This is a genomic window from Aeromicrobium sp. JJY06 (assembly GCF_044069275.1).
In the GTDB taxonomy this organism is placed as follows: domain Bacteria; phylum Actinomycetota; class Actinomycetes; order Propionibacteriales; family Nocardioidaceae; genus Aeromicrobium; species Aeromicrobium tamlense.
The window spans coordinates 17949-36526 of sequence record NZ_JBIMRD010000003.1; the positions used below are offsets into that span (position 1 = coordinate 17949).

Annotated in this window: 18 protein-coding genes and 1 riboswitch; of the genes, 9 read left to right on the forward strand and 9 right to left on the reverse strand. The window is 72.3% G+C overall.

Annotated features, from left to right (window positions below):
- The first annotated feature begins 397 nt into the window (after positions 1-397).
- The 6 genes from ACGWYL_RS16010 to ACGWYL_RS16035 all read left to right on the forward strand — a co-directional run bounded on the left by ACGWYL_RS16010 (position 398) and on the right by ACGWYL_RS16035 (position 6885).
- Positions 398-1036 (forward strand): M23 family metallopeptidase, encoded by a 639-nt coding sequence (locus tag ACGWYL_RS16010; protein WP_395487696.1) that lies wholly within the window; start codon positions 398-400, stop codon positions 1034-1036.
- Positions 1033-1899 (forward strand): PhzF family phenazine biosynthesis protein, encoded by an 867-nt coding sequence (locus ACGWYL_RS16015; RefSeq protein ID WP_395487697.1) that lies wholly within the window; start codon positions 1033-1035, stop codon positions 1897-1899. Before ACGWYL_RS16010 ends, ACGWYL_RS16015 begins: the two co-directional genes overlap by 4 nt.
- A gap of 44 nt (positions 1900-1943) precedes the next feature.
- Positions 1944-3509, forward strand: coding sequence for a peptide chain release factor 3 (locus ACGWYL_RS16020; protein ID WP_395487698.1), 1566 nt, complete (start codon positions 1944-1946; stop codon positions 3507-3509).
- Between the two features lie 64 nt (positions 3510-3573).
- Positions 3574-5139 carry a hypothetical protein gene (locus ACGWYL_RS16025; protein ID WP_179424021.1) on the forward strand — a complete coding sequence of 522 codons (1566 nt, stop codon included), beginning with the start codon at positions 3574-3576 and terminating at the stop codon, positions 5137-5139.
- A 79-nt stretch (positions 5140-5218) separates the two neighbouring features.
- Positions 5219-6760 (forward strand): sodium-dependent transporter, encoded by a 1542-nt coding sequence (locus ACGWYL_RS16030; RefSeq protein ID WP_395487699.1) that lies wholly within the window; start codon positions 5219-5221, stop codon positions 6758-6760.
- On the forward strand, positions 6757-6885 hold the full coding sequence (locus ACGWYL_RS16035) for a methionine/alanine import family NSS transporter small subunit (RefSeq protein WP_179424019.1): 129 nt from the start codon (positions 6757-6759) through the stop codon (positions 6883-6885). Before ACGWYL_RS16030 ends, ACGWYL_RS16035 begins: the two co-directional genes overlap by 4 nt.
- Positions 6886-6911: 26 nt before the next feature.
- Here the strand turns inward: ACGWYL_RS16035 and ACGWYL_RS16040 are convergent, their stop codons facing one another.
- Positions 6912-7490: a dihydrofolate reductase family protein gene (locus ACGWYL_RS16040; protein ID WP_269302748.1), complete on the reverse strand. Its 579-nt coding sequence runs from the start codon at positions 7488-7490 to the stop codon at positions 6912-6914.
- A 183-nt stretch (positions 7491-7673) separates the two neighbouring features.
- Between ACGWYL_RS16040 and ACGWYL_RS16045 the strand changes: the two genes are divergently transcribed.
- Together ACGWYL_RS16045 and ACGWYL_RS16050 are read left to right on the forward strand one after the other, a co-directional pair.
- On the forward strand, positions 7674-7964 hold the full coding sequence (locus tag ACGWYL_RS16045) for a hypothetical protein (protein WP_179424017.1): 291 nt from the start codon (positions 7674-7676) through the stop codon (positions 7962-7964).
- A gap of 13 nt (positions 7965-7977) precedes the next feature.
- Entirely contained in the window at positions 7978-8979 is a 1002-nt protein-coding gene (locus ACGWYL_RS16050) for a 5'-3' exonuclease H3TH domain-containing protein (RefSeq protein WP_395487700.1), read from the forward strand.
- On the opposite strand, the gene ACGWYL_RS16055 is transcribed toward ACGWYL_RS16050, so the two are convergent.
- Genes ACGWYL_RS16055 through ACGWYL_RS16075 form a run of 5 tightly spaced genes read right to left on the reverse strand, consistent with a single transcriptional unit; the run spans position 8976 to position 15028 of the window.
- Positions 8976-9716, reverse strand: a complete 741-nt coding sequence (locus ACGWYL_RS16055; protein WP_395487701.1) for an NUDIX hydrolase — start codon at positions 9714-9716, stop codon at positions 8976-8978. The genes ACGWYL_RS16050 and ACGWYL_RS16055 overlap by 4 nt on opposite strands.
- A 17-nt stretch (positions 9717-9733) precedes the next feature.
- A complete protein-coding gene (locus ACGWYL_RS16060; RefSeq protein ID WP_395487702.1) occupies positions 9734-10531 on the reverse strand; it encodes a DUF1295 domain-containing protein in 798 nt (265 codons plus the stop codon).
- On the reverse strand, positions 10525-11793 hold the full coding sequence (locus tag ACGWYL_RS16065) for a cyclopropane-fatty-acyl-phospholipid synthase family protein (protein ID WP_179424013.1): 1269 nt from the start codon (positions 11791-11793) through the stop codon (positions 10525-10527). Before ACGWYL_RS16065 ends, ACGWYL_RS16060 begins: the two co-directional genes overlap by 7 nt.
- Entirely contained in the window at positions 11790-13037 is a 1248-nt protein-coding gene (locus tag ACGWYL_RS16070; RefSeq protein ID WP_269302757.1) for a cyclopropane-fatty-acyl-phospholipid synthase family protein, read from the reverse strand. Before ACGWYL_RS16070 ends, ACGWYL_RS16065 begins: the two co-directional genes overlap by 4 nt.
- Positions 13034-15028, reverse strand: a complete 1995-nt coding sequence (locus tag ACGWYL_RS16075) for an FAD-dependent oxidoreductase (protein ID WP_395487703.1) — start codon at positions 15026-15028, stop codon at positions 13034-13036. Before ACGWYL_RS16075 ends, ACGWYL_RS16070 begins: the two co-directional genes overlap by 4 nt.
- 95 nt (positions 15029-15123) lie before the next feature.
- Here ACGWYL_RS16075 and ACGWYL_RS16080 point away from each other — a divergent pair, with 95 nt between their 5' ends.
- Entirely contained in the window at positions 15124-15525 is a 402-nt protein-coding gene (locus tag ACGWYL_RS16080) for a hypothetical protein (protein ID WP_179424010.1), read from the forward strand.
- On the opposite strand, the gene ACGWYL_RS16085 is transcribed toward ACGWYL_RS16080, so the two are convergent.
- From ACGWYL_RS16085 to thiM, 3 genes are all read right to left on the reverse strand, one after another.
- A complete protein-coding gene (locus ACGWYL_RS16085; RefSeq protein WP_395487704.1) occupies positions 15522-16994 on the reverse strand; it encodes a bifunctional hydroxymethylpyrimidine kinase/phosphomethylpyrimidine kinase in 1473 nt (490 codons plus the stop codon). The genes ACGWYL_RS16080 and ACGWYL_RS16085 overlap by 4 nt on opposite strands.
- Positions 16991-17641, reverse strand: coding sequence for a thiamine phosphate synthase (gene thiE / locus ACGWYL_RS16090; RefSeq protein WP_269302766.1), 651 nt, complete (start codon positions 17639-17641; stop codon positions 16991-16993). Before thiE ends, ACGWYL_RS16085 begins: the two co-directional genes overlap by 4 nt.
- Complete coding sequence (gene thiM, locus ACGWYL_RS16095) at positions 17638-18447, reverse strand: hydroxyethylthiazole kinase (protein WP_395487705.1); 810 nt, start codon at positions 18445-18447, stop codon at positions 17638-17640. Before thiM ends, thiE begins: the two co-directional genes overlap by 4 nt.
- A riboswitch (TPP riboswitch) is annotated at positions 18438-18531 on the reverse strand. (Overlaps the previous gene by 10 nt.)
- Between the last annotated feature and the right edge of the window lie 47 nt (positions 18532-18578).

The following is an 18578-nucleotide window of genomic DNA, read 5'->3' on the forward strand; positions in this document are numbered from 1 at the left end:
CTCTAACAGCGCGGGGGCACTCTGTTTCTCAGTTGGCCGCAATGATCGTGCGGCGGTGTGACATCCGTAGTTCTCTGGGGCGGCACCGTTCCGGCGGAGCGCGCTCTGGTCCGCAAATAGTCCGCAGGACGTTCGCGAACAACCAATGTGTGCCAACGCCATGAGGTTGGAAATGCCTGAAATGACGGCGCCAGTCATGACAGTCGGCGTTGTCCGTCACTCGGTCGAGAGTTCGAGCTGTACTACGACATCTGAGTCGACCTGCTCGACGATCGGCCCCCGACCTGCGAAGGTCGGGGGCCGTTCGCGTTCCCCGGGCGACGAACGATGAGGCATTCGTCCCCGCTGGGGTACCCGAATGCATCATTCTGAGTGGAGTCGGCGGGAGGTCGGCAGGGTGATCGTCGATCTGGAATACCCGTTCACGGGGCGGTGGCTGGTGCGGAACAGCCCGGCGAACCGGGTGCCGAGCCACGGGACCGCGCTGTTCGCGTCCTCGTTCGCGATCGACTTCGTGCCCGTCGGAGAGGAAGGGCGGACCGCGCCGATCACCGCTCGGTCGCTGGTCGGACCTGAGGCGCCGGAGCGGTTCCCCGGGTTCGGCCGTCCGATCCTGTCGCCGGTCGCGGGGACCGTCGTCGGGATGCACGACGGAGCGCCCGACCACGAGGCGTACCGCGGGCTGCCGTCGGTCGGCTACGCGCTCACGCAGCGCGGGCGAGCCACCGAGGGCTGGGTCGCACTGGCGGGCAACCACGTGATGATCGAGACGCCGGACGGCGTCGTCGCCGCGGTGTGCCACCTCCAGCAGTCGAGCGTCCGGGTGCAGCTCGGCCACACCGTGCGGGTCGGCGAGCCGCTCGGACGATGCGGGAACTCGGGCAACAGCACCGAGCCGCACGTCCACGTGCAGGCCCTCGACCGCGCCGACGTGCCGAACGCCACGGCCGTGCCGATCGCGTTTCGTGGCCGGCTGCCCCGCAACGGCGAGATCATCGACGCGGAGCAGACGCCCGAGGAAGAGGAGCCACGATGACCGAAGTGCTGCGGTACGCCGCGTTCACGACCGACCAGGGCGGCGGGAATCCTGCCGGCGTGGTCCTCGACGCGCGCGGCCTGTCCGACGCGGAGATGCTCGCGATCGCGCAGGACGTCGGCTACTCCGAGACGGCCTTCCTCGTCGCGGGCGAGCCGACGAACGGCGAGGTCGCGGCGGACATACGCTACTTCAGCCCCGTCGCCGAGGTCGCCTTCTGCGGGCACGCCACGGTGGCCACCGCGGTGGCGTGGGCGGAGCGCCACGGCCCCGGGTTCCTCCGGCTGAGCACCCCCGCGGGGCCGGTGAGCGTCGACACCCGGCTCGAGAACGGGCACCTCGTCGCCACCCTCACCTCTCCCCCGGCGCACACGCGCCCCGTGGACCCCGACGTCCTGGACGAGGCGCTGAACGCGCTCCGATGGAGCCGCGACGACCTCGACCCGGCCTACCCCGCACACGTCGCGTTCGCCGGCAACGACCACCTCCTCGTGGCCGTCCGCGACCGCGCGACACTGGCCGCGCTCGACTACGACTACGCCGCCCTCGACGCGCTCATGGCGCAGGAGCGGTGGACGACGGCGCACCTGTTCTGGGCCGAGGACGCGACCACGTTCCACGCCCGCGACCCGTTCCCGCCGGGCGGCGTGGTCGAGGATCCGGCCACCGGAGCGGCCGCCGCCGCGTTCGGCGGGTACCTGCGCGACCTCGCGCTCGTGCCGCTGCCCTCGCGCGCCACGATCCACCAGGGCCACGACATGGGCCGCCCGAGCGAGCTGCTGGTCGACCTCGACGAGGACGTGGAGACCGTCGCCATCAGCGGCCGCGCCGCGCCGATCGACGAGTCCGGCGCCGACACGTGACCCGTCCCGACCCTGCCCCCAGGGTCGCCGAGTAGATTCGATTGGTGTCCGACAAGCGCCCCCGGCGTACCTTCGCAGTGATCAGCCACCCCGACGCCGGCAAGTCCACCCTGACCGAGGCGCTCGCGCTGCACGCGCGCGTCATCAACCAGGCCGGTGCCGTGCACGGCAAGGACGACCGCAAGGCGACCGTCTCGGACTGGATGGACATGGAGAAGGCGCGCGGCATCTCGATCACGTCCGCGGCGCTGCAGTTCGTGTACCGCGACCACGTGGTCAACCTGGTGGACACGCCCGGCCACAGCGACTTCTCGGAGGACACCTACCGCGTCCTGTCGGCGGTCGACTCGGCGGTCATGCTGGTCGACGCCGGCAAGGGCCTCGAGCCGCAGACGCTCAAGTTGTTCCGCGTGTGCGCGCTGCGCGGCATCCCGGTGATCACCGTCATCAACAAGTGGGACCGGCCGGGCCTGTCGCCGCTGGGCCTCATGGACGAGATCGAGCAGCAGATCAAGCTGCGCCCCACTCCCCTCACCTGGCCGGTGGGCGAGGCCGGCGACTTCCGGGGCGTCCTGGACCGCCGCACGGGCGAGTTCGTGAAGTACACCCGCACCGCCGGAGGAGCCGAGCGCGCACCCGAGCGCCGGCTGGCACCGAGCGAGGTCGAGGACATGGACGCCGACGTCTGGTCCGCGGCGACCGACGAGAGCGAGCTGCTCTCCCTCGACGGTTACGACCACGACCAGGCCACCTTCCTCGCCGGCGAGACCACGCCCGTCATGTTCGCCTCGGCGCTGCAGAACTTCGGCGTCGCGCAGCTGCTCGAGCTGCTCCTCGAGCTCGCCCCCGGGCCGAGCGCGACCACCGGGGTCGACGGCACGGTCCGCGAGGTGGACGACGCCTTCAGCGCGTTCGTCTTCAAGGTGCAGTCCGGGATGAACACCTCCCACCGCGACCGGCTGGCCTACGCGCGCGTGGTCTCGGGGACCTTCGACCGCGGCATGATCGTGACCCACGCGTCCACCGGGCGTCCCTTCGCCACCAAGTACGCGCAGGCCGTCTTCGGCCGGACCACGTCCGCGGCCGAGCACGCGTCGCCGGGCGACATCATCGGCTTCGTCAACGCCCAGGCGCTGCGCGTCGGCGACACGGTGTACGACGGCGACCCCATCGACTACCCACCGGTGCCGAGCTTCGCCCCCGAGCACTTCATGACGGCCACCGCGGTCGACATCGGTCGGTACAAGCAGTTCCGCCGCGGGATCGAGCAGCTCGACCAGGAGGGCGTCGTCCAGGTGCTCCGCTCCGACCTCCGCGGCGACCAGAGCCCCGTCCTGGCGGCGGTGGGTCCCCTGCAGTTCGAGGTCGTCGAGGAGCGCATGAAGAACGAGTTCTCCTCGCCCATCCGCCTCTCGCGCCTGGAGTACCAGGTGGCCCGACGGACCGACACCGACGGCGCCCGGGCGCTGGCTGGCACGCGCGGCGCCGAGGTGCTGCAGCGCGCGGACGGCACGCACCTGGCGCTCTTCACCGACAAGTGGCGAGCCAGCAAGGTCGCCCGTGACAACCCCGACGTCATGCTCGACGAGCTGCCGGCCGGCGGCAGCTGAGACCTCGTCCTCCCCCCGATTCCAGGGGCTCCGCTGCGGTGAGCGGGACAGTAGGTTCAGCACCATGCGTCTCCTGCGTCCCGTGCTGCTCGCCGCTCTGGCCCTCGTGCTCGTCCCCCTGTCCGCCGTCGCTCCGGCACACGCCGCGACCGGGACCATCACGGGCGTCGCCGTCGGCCCCGACGGCAAGCCGCTCCCGAACGTGAACTGGGAGATCTACGAGCTCAAGGACGGGTCGTGGCAGACCTACCCGTTCGGTCCGAAGCTGACCGACGCGAAGGGCCGCTTCTCCTGGAACGTGCCGGTCGGCGGCAGGTACCGCGTGTGCTTCTCCGACAGCTGGTACGGCCAGGCGTCCTCGACGAGCTTCTGGCAGCCCGAGGTCCGCCACCGCGACACCTGCTGGCCCAACGCCACCTCGCACCAGACCGCGACGACGTGGACCTCGACGACGGCCGCGCCGTCCAAGACCTTCTCGGTGACGCTGCCCCGGCAGGGCCTGGGCATGGCGCCCGTCGACCCGTTCTTCGTCGGCTCCTTCCGCACCGGCGAGCCGATCACGATCGTCGGTCAGGAGGGCTGGCGCCCGACGCACGCCACGTTCACCTACCAGTGGATGTCGCAGCGCGACAACGCCCTCGCGGCCCCGATCGCGGGCGCGACCTCGGCCAGCTTCACGCCCACCCCGGCACAGGAGGGCGCGTGGATCTTCGCCCGCGTCACGGCGAGCCGTGCGGGCTACAAGCCGGCCACCCTGACCACGCCCACCACCAAGGTCGGCGGCACGCAGCACGTCCAGCCGACGTCGCCGCTGCAGATCTCCGGCACGGCCTCGCCCGGCTCGACGCTCACCGCGAGCTTCGGCAAGCCCGCCAGCACGTACAGCGAGATCAGCTGGTTCGTCGACGGCGTCCCGCAGCCGGCCGCGACCTCGTACGACGCCGCCAGCTCGCGGTTCACCGTGGCCGCCGCGCACGCCGGCGCCCGCATCGACGCGCGCCTGAAGATCTACAAGAAGGACGCGCAGGGCAACTACGTCGACGGCAGCGACGCGTACCAGCGCGCCCAGGTGCAGGTCGCGGGCAGCCGCCCCGTCCAGGCCCTCAAGGCTGCCCCGGCGCCCCGGGGCACGGCCACCGTCGGTCGCACGCTGTACGGGCCGACCGGCCTGACCGCCGACCCCAACGCGACCGTCAGCTACCAGTGGGTGCGCGGCTCGACCGCGATCTCGGGGGCGACCGCCCGCACCTACACCGTCCGCTCCGCCGACGTGAACCAGCGCCTGAAGGTCCGCGTGACCGTCCGTCGCCCCGGCTGGTGGAACGCCTACGTCAGCAACTCGAGCACCACGGTCGCGAAGCGCGCCCTCAAGCCCGGCACCGTCAAGGTCGTCGGCACCGCGAAGGCGGGGAAGAGCCTCAAGGCCAAGACCGCGAAGTGGGGACCCAAGCCGGTCCGGATCCGCTACCAGTGGCAGCGCAACGGCAAGGCCATCCGCGGCGCCACGAAGGCGACCTACAAGCTCAAGAAGGCCGACCGCGGCAAGGTCGTCCGGGTCCGCATCACGGTCTCGAAGTCGAGCCACCTGACGGTCGCCAAGGTCAGCAAGGGACGCAAGGTCAAGCGCTGACCCCGGGCGGCCGGTCCGCCGCGGGATGACAGGATGAGGTGATCCAGCACCCCCGACGCCTCAGCCCGAGAGGATCCCGATGACGACCGAGGTCACGACCGAGAAGGCCAGGCGGGGAGCGTTCTCCTCACGCAAGGTCTTCATCTTCGCCGCGATCGGCTCCGCCGTCGGGCTGGGGAACATCTGGCGCTTCCCGTACGTCGCCTACGAGAACGGCGGCGGCGCGTTCCTCGTCCCCTACCTCGTCGCGCTGTTCTGCGCGGGCCTGCCGTTCCTGTATCTCGACTACGCCCTCGGTCACCGCTTCCGCGGGTCCGCGCCCCTGTCGTTCGCGCGGCTGAGCCGCCCCGCCGAGGCCATCGGCTGGTGGCAGGTCGGCGTCTGCTTCATGATCGCCGTGTACTACGCCGCCGTGATCGCATGGGCGCTGCGGTACACGTTCTTCTCCGTCGACACGGCGTGGGGCGACGATCCCGAGACGTTCTTCATGAAGGACTTCCTGCAGACCGGAGACCTCACGGTCGACCTGACCGTGGTGGCGGGCGTCCTGGTCCCGATGGCGATCGTGTGGCTCGCGGTGATCGTCGTCATGGTGGTCGGCGTGGAGAAGGGCATCGGCCTGACCTCCGTGGTCGCGATTCCCATCCTGGTGGTCGCGTTCCTCGTCCTCGTGGTCCGCTCGCTGTTCCTTCCCGGCGCGACCGAGGGCCTGGAGGCCTTCTTCACGCCCGACTGGAGCACCCTCACCCACGCGGGAGTCTGGGCGGCCGCCTTCGGACAGATCTTCTTCTCCCTGTCCATCGGCTTCGGCATCATGATCACCTACGCGTCCTACGTCGGTCGCGACACCGACATGACCGGCTCCGGCACGGTCGTGGGGCTGGCGAACTCCAGCTTCGAGCTGCTCGCCGGCATCGGCGTGTTCGCCGCCCTCGGCTTCATGGCACAGGCCCAGGGAGTCGCGGTCGACGAGGTCGTCGGCGGCGGTGTCGGGCTGGCCTTCATCACCTTCCCGACGATCATCGGCGAGGCCACCGGAGGCGCGCTCATCGGCGTGCTCTTCTTCGGCTCGCTCGTGGTCGCGGGCATCACGTCACTGGTCTCGGTGCTCGAGGTGGTCGTGTCCGCCGTGCGGGACAAGTTCGAGATGTCGCGCCCGATGGCCGCCGCCGTCGTCAGCATCCCGGCGGCCGTCATCAGCCTGGTGTTCTTCTCCACGGCCAGCGGCCTGTACGTGCTGGACATCCTCGACCACTTCATCAACCAGTTCGGGATCCTGCTGGTCGCGATGGTGTCGATGGTGGTCGTCGCCTGGTCCCTGCGGGCCCTGCCGCAGCTGGCCGACCACATGAATCAGCACGGATCCGTGAAGCTGCTGCTGTGGTGGCGACTGCTGGTGGGCGTCGTCGTCCCGATCGCGCTGGCGTACCTGGCGTTCGACTCGTTCCGCGCCGTGGTGGAGACGCCGTACGGCGGCTATCCCGCCTGGATGATCGCGCTGTTCGGCTGGGGCGCCGCGGCATCGGTCATGGTCGCGGGATACCTGCTGGCCCCCATCCCCTGGCGCGCGGGGACGACCCTGCAGGTGCCCGCCGAGGACACGGAAGGAGGCGAACGATGAGCGCCGACGCCATCATCATGATGATCGTCGCGATGGTCGCCCTCTGGGGCGGTCTCGTGGCGGCGATCGTCAACCTGAACCGCAGCGGTCCCGGCCGCGTCGAGGACGTGCACCGCGACCTCTGAGCGACCGCCCCCGACGTCACCGGGGCTCAGCGCGACGGCTCCGATGCAGGCGGTCCGTCGAGCACGGTCGGGACGTACTCGAGCAGCTGCATCCCACCGTCGAAGGCCCGTGACGCGACGAGCTCGAGCCGGACGTCCGGCCAGCCGTCGTAGACGCGATCGCGTCCCGTCGCTCCGGTGACGACCGGGAACACGACGACGCGGTAGCGGTCGACGAGTCCCGCGGCGAGCAGGGCGCGGCACAGGCTCAGGCTGCCGATCGTGCGCAGCGGGACCTCGCTCGCGTCCTTGAGAGACCGCACGTGCACGACCGCGTCCGCCCGGACGAGCGTCGAGCCCTCCCATGCGAGCGGCTCTCGCAGCGTGCGGGAGAAGACCAGCTTCGGCGTGCCGCTCAGCCCGCTCATGTCCTCCTCGCCCGACTCGATGAAGCCGGTGAACAGCCGGTAGGTCGTCGCACCCATCAGCAGCACGTGGTCCTGCGCGCCCTCCTGCCCGACCCAGTCCAGGTAGTCGGCGCTGTGCATCCCCCACAGCCCCGGCCAGCCCTCGGCCGCGCCGAAGCCGTCGAGCGAGGTGATGAAGTCCACCGTCAGGTCCGCCATGTCCGCGCCTCCTCGAGTGCCGGGCACCTCCGGCCCGTCCTCCCATCGTCGTCCCGGGCGGGCAGAGAACAACCCCTCCCGATGTCCGAAGACGCGGTCCGCCCGACTCTCGTACCCGGTGACGGAGCACGACGACAGGACGAAGGACATGCACCACCACTCACGCGCGACGGGAGCGACCTCATGAGCGCCTCCATGCCGATGCTGGCCGGGATCGTCTCCACGGTGATCTTCGCGTCCAGCACGCTGCCGATGCTCGTGAAGGCGCTCCGCACGCGCGACCTGACCTCCTACAGCCTGGGCAACCTCGCCCTGGCGAACGTCGGCAACGCGGTGCACTCGCTGTACGTCTTCAGCCTGCCGCCGGGCCCGCTGTGGGCGCTGCACTCGTTCCACCTGGGCAGCACGGTCTTCATGCTGGTCTGGTACCTGCGCTTCGGGCTCGGCCGGACGCTCGCGGAGCCGCGACTATGATGGCGAGCACTCCATGGCCGCCTCAGACGCTCGTCCCCGCCAGCTGTTGCTCGTGGTCGACGCACCCTCGCTCCTGCACCGCAACCACCACGCGCGGGCGCACACGCGGCTGATGGACCGGGCGGGACGGCCCGCGTGGGCGCTGCACGGCATGCTGCGCCAGATCATCGAGGCGATCGAGCGGTTCGCCCCCGACGCCGTGATCTTCGGGCTCGACGACCGGACCGCGTCCGAGCGCGCGGACCTCTACCCGGACTACAAGGCCGGCCGGGCGCCCAAGGACGCGGCGCTCGTCGAGCAGCTCGATCGCTCGGGCGCGTTCCTCGACGCCCTCGGCCTGGCGACGCTGACTCCCCCGGGGCTCGAGGCCGACGACGTCAGCGCGTCCGGGGCGAGGTGGGCGCGCGACCACGGCTGGAGCTGCGTGATCATCACGTCCGACCGCGACGCGTTCGCCCACATCAGCGAGCACACCCAGGTCCTGCGCCTCATCAACGGCGGCATCGACGGCTCGCCGCTGCTCAACCCGACGCGACTCCTGAGCATGTACGGCGTCGCCGCCGAGAGCTACCTCGACTTCGCCGCCCTGCGCGGCGACCCCAGCGACAACCTGCCCGGCGTCTCGGGCATCGGCGAGAAGACCGCGGCCACCCTGCTCACGCAGGCCGGCTCGATGCAGGCGGTCTGGGCCGACATCGAGCACAACGAGGGTCGCGTGCTGGCCGCCACGCTCGACGCCTGGGCCGTGGAGACCGGCTCGCGTCGCATGGGCGCCACCGTCGTCCGCCGGCTCGCCGTCCCCGAGGCGCGCGAGCGCTACGACTTCAACGTGCGGATCATGTCGGGGCGCGACGACCTCGACCTCGGACTCACCCCGGAGGTGCCCGGCACTCCCGGACTGCTCCCGCTCGAGCTCGGCCACGTCCACCGGGTCGTCGGCTTCCTCGGCGTCGAGTCGACCACGACCCTCGCGGTCCGCGTGCTCAGCACCGACCCGGCGTCCGCGCGGGACTAGCGCCAGGCGAAGGTCGGCTGCTCGAGGTCGTCCACGCGGGTCGGGTCGCCCTCGAGCCCGAGTCGCCGCAGCTGCAGCAGGACGGCTCCGGTCGGCGCGTGGACGCGGTCGGTCTCGCCTAGCGGGATCTGCACCACGGGCCGGTCGCTCTCGGGGATGTCCAGGAAGCGCGGCGAGTCCGACCGCAGCAGCTGGTGCAGGCCGACCCGGAAGGCCGCGAGGACCTCGTCGGGCGAAGGCCGCAGGTCGAGGCGGCCACCACCCCACAGCACGACCGGCGTGATCACGTAGCCCGAGCGCGTCGGGTAGTCGTCCATGAGACCGAGGACGTGGTCGGGTCTCAGGCGCACCCCGAGCTCCTCGTCCGTCTCACGGATCGCGGCCGTGACGGCGTCCTCGCCCTCGTCGATCCGACCGCCGGGCAGCGCCCACTGCCCCGAGTGGGTCCGCAGCCGGCCGGAGCGGCGGCTCAGCAGGAAGGCGGCTCCGCCCGACACGTCCTGCATGCGGCCGTCGAGCTCGTGGACGACCTCCTCGGCCGGGGCGAGCTCGGGGTCGCCCGGCACGGGATCGATGCGGGCCTCCCCGGGCTCGGAGTCGACGAGGACGACGGCCACGGCGGCGTGCCGACGGCTCTCGTCGTCGACCACGCGGCGCTCGTGACCGGCGAGGTGTCCGGCGATGCGGTCACGCAGCGCGAGGTCGTAGGGCAGAGGCGCAGGGACGGTGGGACTCACGTCACCAGTGTGGCGCGTCAGCTCCGACGAGGTGGGAGCGGGACGAACACCGAGGTCCGGGCGGCGTACTCGTCCCAGCCGGTCCGGCCGCGCATGCGTCGCTCGGCGATCCGGACGCCCGAGACCACCGTGACGATCGCGGTCAGCACGATCGGCGCGGGCAGCGTCCACAGCAGCGGCCCCCACCCGCTCGCCGCGCCGGCCGAGAGCCAGATGCCCCACCACGTCACGGCCTCGCCGAAGTAGTTCGGGTGGCGGCTCCACGACCAGACGCCCGAGGACAGGACCGGCTCGCGCTCCTGCTTCGGCGTCGCACGGTAGACCGCGAGCTGGCGGTCGGCGACGGCCTCGAGGACCACGCCGGCCACCGTGACCAGCGCGCCGGCGACCGCGACGGCCGGCCAGCGAACCGACAGCGAGACCGACACGAACGCCGCGTAGCCCACCGCGAGCACCAGCACGGCCTGGAGCCCGTAGACCTTCGTCAGGAGCGCGAGGAACGGCACCTCCCGCGCCGAGCCGCCCATGTACTCGAGGTACCGCGGGTCGTCCTCCTCGGCCGCGAAGGTCCGCGCTCCGAGGTGCGAGGCCAGCCGTCCCGACCACAGCAGCACCAGCACGAGCACGAGCACGCCTCGCCAGGCCTCCCCGAGATCACCTGCGAGGCCCACCGATGTCGCTGCCGCCATGCCCACGCCGAAGGCCACCGGCCAGGCGACGTCCACGATCGCGAACGTGTTCCTGACGCGGGACGCCACGGCGCCGGCCGTCATCACCAGGACGACCCCCGCCAGTGCCGCCAGGACGGTCACCATGCGCGCGGCTCGCGGTCGAGGCCGTGCGGCGCTCCGGGACGCACCGCCAGGATCTGGTCGACGCCCATGCGACCGTCGCGGAACGCCGCGGCGCCTCCCGCGAGGTAGAGCCGCCAGACGCGCACGACCTCCTCGCCGACCAGCTCGGTCAGGCGGTCGGTGTGGGCCTCGAAGTTCTCGATCCAGCCGGCGACGGTGCGCACGTAGTGCTCGCGCAGGGCGTGGACGTCGCGCACCTCCAGACCGGACTGCTCGAGCAGGTCGACCGTCTGGCCCACCGGACGCATGTGCATGTCGGGAGCGATGAAGCTCTCGATGAACGGGCCCCCTCCGGGCCAGCGGCCCGTGCGCGACATCTGCTGGATCAGGACCCGCCCGCCCGGGCGCACGCGGTCGCGCAGGACGCCGGCGAACACCGGGTAGTTCTCGGCACCGACGTGCTCGCCCATCTCGACCGACGCGGCGGCGTCGTACACGCCCGCGGCGTCGCGGTAGTCGCACAGCTGCACGTCGACGAGGTCCTCGAGACCAGCGCGGCGCACGCGCTCGGCGACGAAGTCCCGCTGTTCCGCGGCGATCGTGACCGCGTTGACCTGCGCCCCGAACTCCCGGGCGGCGTGGATGGTCAGCGATCCCCAGCCGCAGCCGACGTCGAGCAGCCGGCTGCCCGGGCCGAGCCCCAGCTTGCGACAGATCAGCGAGAGCTTCGCCTCCTGCGCCTGCTGCAGCGTGGCGTCGTCAGAGGTGTAGTAGCCGCACGAGTAGGCCATCGTCGGGTCGAGGATCTGCTCGTAGAACTCGTTCGACAGGTCGTAGTGGTGCGAGATCGCGGCACGGTCGCGGTCGCGCGAGTGCAGCCGTCCCTTGACGACCGCCTGGGACGCCGGGGGCGCCGGGCGGCGACCGATCGCCCCGGCCCTGATCAGCAGCGGCAGGGCGCGCGCCATCGTCCTCGCGGTCCGCGCGGGCGGAACCGGTCCTGCCTCGCGCCCCGCGGCCAGCAGCGTCGTCAGGGCGGCGTCGAGGTCGCCCTCGATCTCGGCCTCGCCCGAGACGTACGCCTGCGCGGCGCCGAGCTCGCCCGGGCTCCACAGCAGGCGTCGCAGGGCCGCCGGCGACGTGATGCGCACGATCGGGCCGCGCGCCGGCCCGACGACCGACCCGTCCCAGAACTCCAGGCGCACGGGGATCTCCCCCACGACCGGCTCGAGCACGGCCGCGGTCTGCCCGGCCAGTCCGTCGATGCGCTGTCGATGGCTCATCGTCCGCTCTCCTTCGTGAAGACGAGGTGGTGGTCGTCGAGGTAGCCCGAGCTGAACCCGGCTCGCGAGTACTGCAGGTAGAAGTGCCACATCCGGCAGAAGGTGTCATCGAACCCGAGGGCCCGCACCTCGTCGGCGCCGGCCAGGAAGCTCTCGTCCCACTGGCGCAGCGTCTCGGCGTAGTGGGCTCCGATCGCCTCGGTCGACGTGAGGCGCAGCGACGTCCCCGCCGTCGCCTCCTCGAGCGCCCGGACCGACGGCAGCGACCCGCCGGGGAAGATGTACGTCGTGACCCAGGTCTGGGTGTTGCGGGTGACCCGCATCCGGTCGTGCGGCATCGTGATGGCCTGGATCGCGGCCCGTCCCCCGGGCGCGAGCACCCGGTCGATCGTCGCGAGGTAGGTGCCCCAGTGGCGCCAGCCGACGGCCTCGATCATCTCGATCGACACCACGGCGTCGTAGCGGCCCTTCACGTCGCGGTAGTCGCACAGGTCGACGTCGATCCGGTCCTGCAGGCCGGCCGCGGCGATCCGCTCGCGGGCCAGCTGCTGCTGGGCCACCGAGAGGGTGATCGTCCGGACCCGCGCGCCGCGACGGGCGGCCCGCATGGCCAGCGAGCCCCAGCCCGACCCGATCTCCAGCAGGCGGGTGCCCTCGCCCACACCGGCGAGGTCCAGCAGGCGGTCGAGCTTCCGCTCCTGGGCCTGCTCCAGGTCACCGCCGACCACCGGGGTGCCGTCCGAGGTCTCCTCGAACAGCGCACTCGAGTACGTCATCGTCGGGTCCAGGAAGGTCTCGAACAGGTCGTTCGAGAGGTCGTAGTGATGCCCGACGACGCGCTGCGTGTCGGCCTTGTCCCCCCGCTCGTCGCGCGGAGGCCGCGGCATGACGGCACCGCGCATGACCTGCAGCGACCGCGGCACGAGCGTGCGGATCCCCGAGGCCAGCACCGTGAGGAACGCCCCGAGGTCGTCCGCGTCCCACGCTCCCGTCATGTAGGACTCGCCGAAGCCCGTCGAGGGCCGGGCGCCCAGACGCTGGAAGAACTCGTCGGGACGGTGAATCGTCATCAGCGGGCCGCCCGCTCCGAGGGTGCGGCCCTCGATCCTCACGCTCACGTCGAGCCGCTCCACGGCCGATTCGAAGAGGCGTCGCGCCAGGGCGGCCCTGACGTCGGTCGCGCGCGAGGGGGACGGCAGGTCCAGGGTCGGCCAGTGCGAGGCCGAGAGGCTGAGGGTCGTCATCGGACACCTTCCTGGTGATGGGTGGGACGAGGGTGGATCGGCAGGCGCCGGGCCCACAGGACGAGGCCGTGCGCGGTGATGGCGAGACGGTCGACGAGTCCGGAGACGGCGGCCCGGCGGTGGCCGGACGTCCGCCGGCCCCGGATCGAGGCCTGGAACGCCCCGCCGTGGGGCAGGTCGAGCTCGACGCGGACGTCGAGAGCGTCCGTCGGCACGGGGGCCGACACCCGGTACGAGCCCTCCACGCCGTGGAACGGCGAGACGTACATCGCCTTGTCGACCCGGCGCTCCGTCTCGGTGCCGCCGTCGAACAGGTAGGCATGGCGGTCGCCGTAGGTGTTGTGGACCTCGACGACCGTGGCCAGCGCAGTGCCGTCGGGCGTCGTGCACCACCACACGCTGATCGGGTTGAAGCAGAAGCCGAAGGCTCGGGGGTGGGCCATCAGGCGCACGGTCGCGTCGCCGAGCTCGAGTCCGTTCCGGGCCAGGAACGCCGCCAGGTTCTGGCGCAGCGTGGCCTTCGGGTCGCCGAGGTGGTCGCGCGACTCGATCGTGCCGCCGGTCACCCGGCGCCACCGCGACTGTCCCGCCTGCCGTGCGGCCTGCTGGTCGATGTCGACGACCCACGTCGAGGACCGCTGCTCGAACGACCGGGTGAACGGCTGCGTCCGGCGATGGCCGACGGTGGTGCGGAAGACCTCCGGGGCGCGGGCTGCGGGGGCGGGGGCGCCCAGCCCGAGCCTCCGCACGGCCTCGGCGCCCGACCGAGCGCCGTCCTCGTGGAATCCCCAGCCGTGGTAGGCACCGGCGAAGACGATGCGATCGGTGTCGATCTCGGGAAGTCGTCGCTGGGCCGCGACGGTCTCGGCCGTGTAGACCGGGTGCTCGTAGTCCATCCGCGCGATGACCGTGGCGGGATCGACGAGATCCTCGCCGCCCAGGGTCACCAGGTAGCGCCTGTCAGTGGGCAGCCGCTGCAGCCGGGTCATGTCGTACGTGACCGTCACGCGTCCGTCGGGCGAGCTCGGCAGGCGCAGGTTCCACGCGGCCTGAGCCCCGTCCGAGCGCGGCAGCAGGCTCTCGTCGGTGTGCAGCAGGGCCGGGTTCGGCGAGTACGGCATCGCGGCCAGGACCTCGCGCTGTGCCGGCGTCGGCGCGGAGAGCATCGCGAGCGCCTGGCGGGGATGGGTGGCGACGACGACGCGGTCGAAGCGCTCCCGGCCTCCGCCGGCGTCGAGCACGGTCACGCCGTCGACGTCCTCCTCGATGCCCGTCACCGGGGTCGAGACCCGGATGTCCGGGAGCTCCTTGGCGATCCGTCGCACGTAGTCGTGGGACCCGCCGACGACCGTCCGCCACCGCGGGCTGCCGAACACCGCGAGCATGCCGTGGTTCGCGAGGAACGCGAACAGGTGACGCGCCGGGTACCGCCCCGCGATCTCGGGATCGCAGGACCAGACCGCCGCCACGAGCGCGCGGATGAAGTGCCGGCGGAGCCGGTCGCTGAACCGGTGCCGGTCCAGGAACTCGTCGAGGGTCGGGTCGCCCGCCTCGGGCGGCGACGCCAGCAGGCGGCGGGCTGCCCGGTGGAAGCGCGGGATCTCGGCGAGCATCCGCCAGTGCCCGACGTCGAGCACGCGACGCGGCTCGGGGAACAGCCCGCGCCGTCCCTTGGCACCCGCCCACTCCAGTCCGGTCGCCACGTCGTGCACCGACAGGGACATCTCCGACGGCTGCGTCTGCACGCCGAGCTCGTCGAACAGACGGCACAGGACCGGGTACGTGTGGCGGTTGTGGACGATGAAGCCCGTGTCGATCGCCAGCTCGCGGCTGCCCTCGGCGACCACATGCGTGTCGGCGTGCCCTCCCAGGCGGTCGTCGGCCTCGTAGACCACCACGCGGGCGCCCGCCTGGGTGGCGAACCAGGCCGCGCTCAGCCCGGAGATCCCGGAACCGATGACAGCGACCCGGGTGTTCTCCGGTGCATCCATGCGAGTCATTCGGAACCGAGGCGTCGTCGGATGGGTCCCGCGCGGAGTTCGGCGAAACGTCGACCGTCTGCACGGCGAACGGGCAGGCTTCAGGCATGCGCACCCTGCCCGCCCTCCTCATCGCTCTCGCCCTCGCGGGCTGCGGCGGCAAGGAGATCACCGCCGGCGACGCGACGGTGCTCGTCGGCGAGCGGTCGAGCTCCGGCGCCGACGCGCTGGGCGGCGGCACCCTCGAGCTGGTCGGCGGGTGTCTCGGCGCGGACGGCATCGTCGTGATCTGGCCCGTCGGCACCGACGTCGTCGACGAGGACCCGCTCACGATCGACATCCCGCACCTCGGCGAGCTCTCGCTCGGCGACCGGGTCGAGGTGCCGGGCGGGATGGTCCTCGAGCACTCGTCGGACACGGTGCCGCCCGGACCGCTCTCGATAGCAGGCGTCACCGTGCCCGAGTCGTGCGCGGAGCACGACGTCTTCCTCGCGCGACGAGGCGGCTAGACCGTTCCGTCCGGCGGAGCAGCGAAGAAGGCCAGCTCGTGCTCGCACGAGGCGCGGAACGCCCGCCACATCGCGTCCCGGGTGGCGTCGTCGGCCTCGGCGGCGAGCCGGGTGACGACGACGATCGCCTGCTCGGTCGCGGACTCGAACGCGGGATCCCCGTACGTGAGCAGCCAGTCGCGGTAGGGGTGCCCGTCGGTCGCGAGCCCGCGGAGGCGCTCGCCGAGGTCGGCGTAGATCCAGTAGCAGGGCAGCACCGCCGCCGCGAGCACACGGTGGTCGCCCCGCGCCGCGGTGGCCAGCAGGTGGTCGAGGTACGCCGTGGTCGTGGCGCTCGGCGCGGCCGGCTCCACGCCACCCAGCCAGTCCGTGTGCAGGGCCAGCTCGGTGACGAGGGCGCCGTGGGCGCCGGACGCCCAGAACGCCTGCTCCCCCAGCGTCGGCGCCAGCCGGCTCGCCTCCGCCAGCACCCGCGCGTAGTCCCGCAGGTACAGCGCGTCCTGGGCCAGGTACCAGCCGAACGCCTCCTTCGACAGCGTCCCGTCCCCCAGTCCCCGCACGAAGCCCAGATCGTCGATCGCCGCCCGGACGTCCGCCACGGCGTCCCACCAGTCGCGCTCCACCTCGGCGGCGGTGGGCCGGGTCGTGAGGCCTCCGCGGGCCCACAGCCCGGCGAAGTGGCTGACCGGGCCATGGCCCGAGCCGACGCGCAGATCCTCGCCGTGGGCGATGCTCTCGGCCAGCCAGCGCTTGGCGTCGGCCGTCGCCTGCTCCCACGAGCCGGTGCGCGCGACGATCGTCGCGACGGCGGACGAGAGCGAGCATCCCGTGCCGTGGGTGGACGTGGTCGTGATCCGGGCCCCGGTGAACTCGACGACGCGACTCCCGTCGACCAGGGCGTCCGGGACGGACTCGCCGTCGAGGTGGCCGCCCTTCGCCAGCACCCGCACCCAGTACGCCACCGAGACGCGGGAGGCCTGCGCCAGCACCTCGCCCCACGAGGTCGCGGGAGCCTCCTCGGCGAGGACCGCCAGCTCGGGCACGTTGGGCGTGATGAGGTCGACCCGCGGCAGCAGGCCCCGCAGCGCCTCCTCGGCGTCCGCGTCGAGCAGCCGATCACCGCTCGTCGCGACCATCACGGGGTCGAGCACGACCACCGGCGGTCGTGCGCGGTCGAGCCACGCGCTCACGGTCTCCATGACCTCGCGGCCGGCCAGCATCCCGATCTTCACCGCGTCGATCTCGACGTCGTCGCTCACCGCATCCAGCTGCTCGGCGAGGAAGGCGACCGGCGGCACGTGCACCGACCGCACGCCGTGCGTGTTCTTCGCGACCAGCGCGGTGACCACGGCCATGCCGTAGCCGCCCTGGGCCGCGATGCTCTTGAGGTCGGCCTGGACGCCCGCGCCGCCCGTCGGGTCGGTGCCGGCGATGGAGAGCACCCGCGGCACCTGCACCGGGGCGCTCACGCCAGACCCCACGCGTCAGCGTGCTCGCGCGCAGCCGCGCGAGGGTCTGCCGCACCGCAGATCGACGAGACGACGGCTGCTCCGGCCGCACCCGCGGCGCGCAGTGCCGGCAGGTCCGCGCTCGTGATGCCGCCGATCGCGACGGCGGGCAGGGAAGTGCTCCGCGCGAGCCGCTCGAATCCCTCGATACCGAGCGGCGGCGGCGCGTCCGGCTTGGTCGTCGTCGCCCGCAGCACCCCGATCCCCACGTAGCCGACCCGGCCGGGATCCAGTTCGGCGGCGGTCAGCTCCGCAGGCGTGGCGGCGCTCAGGCCGATCAGCGCCTCGGGGCCGACGAGCTCGCGAACCACCGCAGACGGCAGGTCCGCCTGCCCCAGGTGCACGCCCGTGACCCGGGCGCCGCGGGCCCGGGCGGCGAGGAACACGTCGACGCGGTCGTTGACGATCAGGGCGACGTGCTCCGGCAGGACCTCCGACACGGCGACGACGGTGGCGAGGAAGTCGGCGGCCGGTGCCTCCTTCTCGCGCACCTGCACCGCGGTCACTCCCCCGGCGGCCGCCTCGGCGACCACCTCCACGACCTCCCGTCCGCGCGACGCGGCGACCGCCGCGTCCGTGACGAGGTAGACCGACAGGTCGGCGCTCACGACAGCCGCGCCCGCGCGTCGAGGTCGGCTGCGTCGATTGAGGCCAGCGCGTCCAGGAAGGCCGGGCCGAAGGTGCCGGGGCCGGCGCTCTGCTTCGCGGCGAGCTCCGCGGCGACGGTGTAGACGGTGACCGCGGCAACGGTCGTGGCCAGACGGTCGTCGTCCACCGCGGCGAACGCCGCCATCAGCGCGCCGAGGGCACAGCCGCCACCGGTGATCCGCGTGAGCAGCGGGTCGCCGTTGGCGATCCGGACCAGGCGCTCGCCGTCGGTCACGACGTCGACCGGTCCGGAGACCGCGACGACGCCACCCGTGCGGACGGCCAGAGCGCGCGCCGACTCGACGGCCCCCTCGACGTCGTCCGTGGCGTCGACACCGCGGCCACCGCCCCCGGATCCACTGACGGCGATGATCTCCGATGCGTTGCCGCGGACCACGGTCGGCCCGAGGTCGCGCAACTGCTCGGCGAGCGCGGTCCGCACGGGCAGCGACCCGACCGCGACCGGGTCGAGGACCCAGGGGGTGCCCGCGGCGTTCGCGGCCTCGGCGGCCTCGACCATCGCGGCCCGCTGCTCGGCCGTGGGCGTGCCGAGGTTCACCAGGAGCCCGTCGGCGACGGCGGCGAACGGACCGGCCTCGTCGGGGATGTCGACCATGGCCGGCGCCGCCCCGGCGGCGAGCAGGGCGTTGGCGGTGAAGTTCACCACGACGCTGTTGGTGATGCAGTGGACGAGCGGCCCTCGGGCGCGGACGCGGCCCAGGGCCTCGGAGGTGAAGGAGGACAGGTCTGCAGGCGTGCGCGACATCGCGACATTCCCTTCGCTAGGACGAACTAGATCAGGTTCGACGGGTGTGATCTCAGCCCCGGTGGGGCACCCCGTGTCTCGCCTGCAGGCTAGCCCGCGCGTCCGACGTGCTCGCGGGCGGCCGTGTGATC